The organism is Dehalobacter sp., assembly GCA_023667845.1.
In the GTDB taxonomy this organism is placed as follows: Bacteria; Bacillota; Desulfitobacteriia; order Desulfitobacteriales; family Syntrophobotulaceae; genus Dehalobacter.
Genome location: JAMPIU010000067.1, coordinates 1 through 6036 on the forward strand (window position 1 = coordinate 1; position 6036 = coordinate 6036).

Sequence of the window (6036 nt, forward strand, 5' to 3'; positions counted from 1 at the left end):
CCGTTGTGTCGAAGAAAATCTTGACCTGTTCCAAAGAATGAGAGCCGGAGAATTCCCGAACGGCGCGAAAGTGCTCAGAGCAAAAATTGATATGAGTTCTCCGAATTTAAATATGCGCGATCCAGTGATTTACCGCATCATGCATGCGTCGCATCATCGGACTGGAGACACCTGGTGTATTTACCCGATGTATGACTTTGCGCATCCTTTATCGGATGCGCTTGAACATATTACCCATTCGATCTGCACGATGGAGTTTGAAGACCACCGGCCGCTCTATGACTGGCTGACAGAACAGCTGATTGAAGGGGACGGGCCCCGGCAATATGAGTTTGCACGTCTGGATCTGACGAATACAGTCATGAGCAAAAGAAAGCTTCGTCAGCTGGTTGAAGGCGGCTATGTTCAGGGATGGGATGATCCTCGGATGCCGACGATCTCCGGTTTAAGGCGCAGAGGCTATACGCCGGAAGCGATCAGAGATTTCTGCGACCGTATCGGAGTAGCTAAAGCCAACAGCATTGTCGATGTCGCTTTGCTGGAACATTGCCTGCGTGAAGATCTGAATTCCAAAGCAAAGAGGGTCATGGCTGTCTTGGATCCCATCAAGGTCGTCCTGATCAATTATCCGGAAGACCAGGATGAATTCCTGGAAGCAGAGAACAGTCCGGAGGATCCGGAGGCAGGAGTCAGATTGATCCCGTTTTCGCGAACGATTTATATTGAACGCGAGGACTTTATGGAGGAGCCACCCAAAAAATTCTTCCGTCTTTCCCCCGGTAATGAAGTCCGGCTAAAACATGCCTATATTATTCAATGTGAAAGAGTCCTGAAAGATGAAGATGGCCAGATTATAGAAATCCATTGTACGTATGATCCGGACACCAAAAGCGGCGGATCGGCAAGCTCGAGAAAAGTGAAAGGGACGCTTCACTGGGTTTCAGCGGCCCATGCCGAAGATGCCGAGGTACGTTTGTATGATTATCTGATCAGGGATGACCAGTATACGGAGGATGATTCAGGGGAGAGCGACGACTTCCTTGCCAGAATCAATCCGGACTCCCGGCAGATTCTAACAAGATGCAAAATTGAACCGGGTTTGAAAGAAGCTGATCCCGGCAGCAAATATCAATTTTTGAGACAGGGTTATTTCTGTGCGGACTTGAAAGACCATTCCACTGATCATCCGGTCTTTAACCAGATCGTCGGGCTGCGGGACAGCTGGGCAAAGATGAATAAATAATCTTAGAATAAATAATCTTAGAATAAATAATCTTTGGAATAAATATATTGGAAATAGGATGAGAATTTTTTTGTTTTATAAAAGTAAAGAAGCATTCCGATTAAGGAATGCTTCTTGTACGTTGCTTCTAAAAGTGATCAAAGAGAAGTTAGATTCTCTGTCCGTTTTTCAACTGCTGCTCAGCAAATTGTATCATGCGTTTGGTCATATTACCGCCGACAGTTCCGTTTTCACGGGAAGTGCGGTCTGCACCCAGCGTAGCGTTCATTTCATTAGCGATCTCGTATTTAAGTTGATCCAATCCTTTTCCTACGCCCTGAACGGCAGGAGTGTTTGAATTTCTTTCACCAGCCATGTCATTCTCCTCCTTAAAATATAAGTTTTTTGTTTGGGAGTCGTTCTTATTATTTGTGAATTTGATTTTCTTAAACCCGGTAATTGTTTGCTTATATTTTAGGAAGTAACATATCTGGAAAAAGCTCATTGTAACCATTAATATGAAATTTTTAAAAAATTTAGACGGCTTTTTCTCCCGATTCTCCTGTTCTGATCCGCACGGCGTTCAGCACATCATAGACGAAGATCTTTCCGTCACCGATTTCTCCGGTTCTGGCAGTCTCGGTAATGATTTCGATAACTTTATCCACGGATTCGTCCGGGACAATAATCTCGATTTTGTATTTGGGCAATAGATTGATGGTATAGGCATTGCCACGGTATACTTCTGTTTTTCCCTGCTGCAGTCCGCAGCCGATGACGTTGGTGACCGTCATTCCTTTGATACCAAATTTTCCGAGGGCTTCTTTCACATTTTCCAATTTGGCTGGCCGAATAATACACTCAATTTTTTTCATTTTATTCACCTCTTCGATCAATAATATTTTTGATAAACAGTATTTGCAAAAAAAATAGTCCCCGGGATTAAATCCCGAGGACATCGTTGTCCGTGTTTACTATTTATCTGAATCTATCGTAGCAGAATGCCGGCATAATGCAAGAAATTTAACCAAAGAATTTTGTATTCATTGCCGATCGGCCAATAAAAGTCCGGCGTTTCAAGGATTATGCACATTTTTGGAGAATTAATAGGTGATACTTATCCGATACAGGAGTTGACGATATGCCGGAAAACGAACGAATCACAGCCATTAGCGGACTTGTTGCCGAAAGGAACGAAGAAATCGTCGATCTGAGGAGGACCTTTCATCGCTATCCTGAATTATCTTTTCAGGAGTATCATACAGCAGATATGATCTTCGACAGATTGCATAAAGTTCCGGGCATTGAGGTGTCGAGACCGACAGAGACCAGTGTTCTGGCTGCCATTAAAGGCTGTATGCCGGGAAAAATGGTAGCGCTCAGGAGTGATATTGACGCGCTGCCGATCCAGGAAGAAAACGATCTGCCTTACCGGTCCCAAAATATTGGAACCATGCATGCCTGCGGTCATGACGGACATGCGGCCATGCTGGTCGGGGCTGCAAAAGTTCTTGCGGAACTAAGATCCGACATGAAAGGAGAAATCCGCTGCATCTTTCAGCATGCTGAAGAAAAACATCCCGGCGGAGCCCAAGATCTTGTCAAACTTGGTCTCCTGAACGGGGTCGATGCGGTTCTTGCTCTTCATCTCTTTACGTCTTTGCCTGCTGGCAAGATCGGCTTAGCCTCGGGCCCTTTAATGGCTGCCCCGGATAACTTTACAATATCGATATTGGGTAAAGGAGGTCATGCCGCGATGCCGGAGGATACCATCGACCCGGTATTGATCAGTGCACAGATCGTTACCGCTCTGCAAAATATCGTATCCCGTCAGACCAGCGCTCTGAAATCCGTAGTCTTGTCTATTACGAATATTCAAGGGGGCTCGGCCTTTAATATCATACCGGAGCGGGTAGACCTGAAAGGAACCGTCAGGACATTTGACAGGGACACCCGTTTGGAAGTTCCGAAACGAATGGAAAATATCATTAAAGGAATCTGTATTGCTTATGGCGCAAAATACACCTTCGATTATGAGCTCGGTTATGATCCTGTTGTTAACAGCAGTTCCGTTGTCGGCAAAGTAACGGAAATACTAAAAGAAGAATTCGGAGCAAAAGCATTGGTTAAAGCCAATCCGGTGATGTGGGGCGAAGACTTTTCCGCTTATCTTCATCGCTTACCCGGCATGCTGATATTCATCGGAGCGGGGAATAAGAAGAAAGGAATCAGCCATCCGCACCATCATCCGTGCTTTAATATTGATGAAGAGGCGCTTAGCATAGGAACCCGGGTTCTGGCATGCTCTGCGCTCGGACTGCTGGAAAGGATGTAACGGCGATGGAAATATCTAAAAAGATGCTAGGTTTGAATATCCTGTTATCGCAGGTGATCCTGATTGTTATTGCCCTGGGCCTCTGGGTCATGCTGAAATCATTGGACAGAGAAATCGTGCTGGCAGAAATGTTCACGATCGGTAGGTTAAGTAAAGCCTTGATTACGTTGGCCACCGGCTGTGCCGTTCTGATTGCGTTTCAATTTTTCTTCTTGAAATATCTGCCGAAGGAAAGGCTGCTTGATGAGATTAACCTTATCCTGATGGACAAATTCTCACTGACAGAGCTATTTCCTATATTTTTTCTCGGTGCTTTTAGTGAGGAGTTCCTGTTCAGAGGCATGATTCAGCCAATTTTAGGGTTATGGTTGACGGCTGTTGTCTTTACGCTGATTCACTACAGATATTGGCGCCAGGTGTTTATCCTTGTGGAAGTCTTCTTGATGGGAATCCTTCTCGGAGTTGCTTATGCCGTTTCTTTAACACTCTGGGTTCCCGTGTTATGTCATTTCATCGTCAACATGACAACAGCTTATTGGATGAAAAAGGGCACTTTTGAGTTGATTTGAAAGACCAAAAACGTTTGCTATAATTGAATTGGGTTAAAGCATCGTGACAAGATAGGAATAGGAATAGAAGGAGAACAAATGGCAACCGATTTGTGGAATTTGTTTATCGCTTTTTTTCGGGCGAGCAACTTGTCCTTTGGCGGCGGGCCGGCGATGATTCCGTTGATTCAGGCAGAGACCGTTGATAATCATCACTGGCTGACCAATGCGCAGTTTGCTGATGCTATTGCCATGGCAAATGCGCTTCCCGGGCCGCTTGGAACCAAAGTAGCGGCCTATCTAGGCTATCAGGTTGCTTCCTGGCCGGGAGCGATTGTCGCCTTGCTGGCAACGATCCTGCCTACAGTACTTGTATTGATTGTCTTAGGCGGTATCTTAAAAAAATATGCGAATTCCAGTAATTTGAAGGCTGCGTTGAGCGGTGTGAGACCCGTTGTGACTGCTTTGCTGATCATCGTAGCTTATGAAATGGCTGTTGATGCTTTTCAGATCCAGGTACCCCTGGATTACGCCACCGTGCTGATCGCGGTCGGGTCCGCGGCAGCCCTGTATTTTTTAAAACTGCATCCGGTATTGCTGATTGTCCTTTCCATGGTCATCGGTTACCTGATCTATTGATTTGCCCGGTTTGAACATTTCAAATTCAGATTTTGGGAGTATGACATGAAAGTGCTTTGGGACTTATTTATTGCTTTTTTCAGAGCCAGTAACTTTAGTTTCGGCGGCGGGCCGGCCATGATTCCGATCATCCAGAAGGAAACGGTGCACAAATATCAATGGCTTACCAATGAAGATTTTACAAACGTTGTGGCTATATCCAATTCTTTGCCGGCACCGATCGCGACGAAACTGGCAGGAATGATCGGACATAGAGTCAAGGGTTGGAGCGGGGCGCTGGCTGCAATCATTGGCGCTGTTCTGCCGACGGCGCTTATTATGATATTCTTGGGTCACCTGCTGATCAACTATGCTGACTCACCTGCACTGCAGGCTATGCTGAAAGGGGTCAGACCTGTCGTTGTAGTGCTTTTGGCTCAGTCGGCGCTGCAGATGGGTCAGAGTGCTTTTAAGGATAAAGTGACCTGGGTCCTGGGGATTACAGCTTTTGCCATTATGCTGATTTGGCCTGGATTAAATCCGGCATTTCTGGTTGTCATTTCCATGATTCTGGGGATATTCATTTTTAAAAAAAATTTTGAATCAGAAATACACTGATCTTTCCGTCTATACTGTTGCCCGGGTAGAATTCAATGTTTCGGTTTAAGGGGGTGGGTCTGGGTATGAATCAAACAGAGGTCTCATTTGATGAAATCTATGAGGAACTATTCCCGTCTGTTTACAGGTTTGTCTGTCTGAGGATTCCTTCATCAGAAATTGAAGATGTTACTTCCGAAGTCATGGCTAAGGTCTGGAGATCACTGGCCGGCTTTGAGGGAAGAAGCTCTTTGAAGTGCTGGGCGTTAAAAATTGCTTCGAATTATATCGCGGATTTTTACCGGGGCAGGAAACAGGTTAATCTGATTCCGATTACAGAAGAGATCCAGGATGCAAATAACAGCAGGGATTATGGGGAGGACCTGGGTACTGTCCTTTCTGTAAGTAATACCCTTTCTCAGTTGACAGAACATCAAGTAGCTGTGATTCAATTACGGCTAATCGATGGATTCAGCGCATCCGAAACGGCGACAATTCTCGGTACCACGCAACAGGCGGTAGACAGCCTGCTATACCGGGCTAAAAAAAGTTTCCGGACAGCCTATCAGGCGGAAGTGGCTGGAGGTGAATGCTGATGTCTGAAGATAAAATAAAAGCCATGTGGGAAGAAGATGGTGATCTCATGCGTCTTAAGAAATTTTTTGGTTATGTCTATCAGGACGACGGTCTTAAGGAGCGGATCAAAGATAAAACCC

General features: G+C 45.4%; 8 protein-coding genes. 6 read left to right on the plus strand and 2 right to left on the minus strand.

The genetic code is table 11. The annotated features are described in order from the left end of the window. The coding region (gene glnS / locus NC238_05310) for a glutamine--tRNA ligase (protein MCM1565357.1) at positions 1-1243 on the plus strand (1243 nt) is incomplete at its 5' end. A gap of 148 nt (positions 1244-1391) precedes the next feature. On the opposite strand, the gene NC238_05315 is transcribed toward glnS, so the two are convergent. Both NC238_05315 and NC238_05320 read right to left on the minus strand, forming a co-directional pair. Beyond that, the gene (locus tag NC238_05315) at positions 1392-1598 is read right to left on the minus strand and encodes an alpha/beta-type small acid-soluble spore protein (protein MCM1565358.1); all 207 of its coding nucleotides are present in this window, start codon (positions 1596-1598) and stop codon (positions 1392-1394) included. Between the two features lie 160 nt (positions 1599-1758). Further along, a complete protein-coding gene (locus NC238_05320; GenBank protein ID MCM1565359.1) occupies positions 1759-2097 on the minus strand; it encodes a P-II family nitrogen regulator in 339 nt (112 codons plus the stop codon). 266 nt (positions 2098-2363) lie between these two features. Between NC238_05320 and NC238_05325 the strand changes: the two genes are divergently transcribed. The 5 genes from NC238_05325 to NC238_05345 all read left to right on the plus strand — a co-directional run bounded on the left by NC238_05325 (position 2364) and on the right by NC238_05345 (position 5916). After that, entirely contained in the window at positions 2364-3557 is a 1194-nt protein-coding gene (locus tag NC238_05325; GenBank protein ID MCM1565360.1) for an amidohydrolase, read from the plus strand. A gap of 5 nt (positions 3558-3562) precedes the next feature. Beyond that, positions 3563-4126, plus strand: coding sequence for a CPBP family intramembrane metalloprotease (locus NC238_05330; GenBank protein MCM1565361.1), 564 nt, complete (start codon positions 3563-3565; stop codon positions 4124-4126). 78 nt (positions 4127-4204) lie between these two features. Next, complete coding sequence (locus tag NC238_05335) at positions 4205-4744, plus strand: chromate transporter (GenBank protein MCM1565362.1); 540 nt, start codon at positions 4205-4207, stop codon at positions 4742-4744. Between the two features lie 45 nt (positions 4745-4789). Further along, a complete protein-coding gene (locus tag NC238_05340) occupies positions 4790-5341 on the plus strand; it encodes a chromate transporter (GenBank protein MCM1565363.1) in 552 nt (183 codons plus the stop codon). A gap of 65 nt (positions 5342-5406) precedes the next feature. Continuing rightward, positions 5407-5916, plus strand: a complete 510-nt coding sequence (locus tag NC238_05345; GenBank protein ID MCM1565364.1) for a sigma-70 family RNA polymerase sigma factor — start codon at positions 5407-5409, stop codon at positions 5914-5916. The last annotated feature ends 120 nt before the right edge of the window (positions 5917-6036 follow it).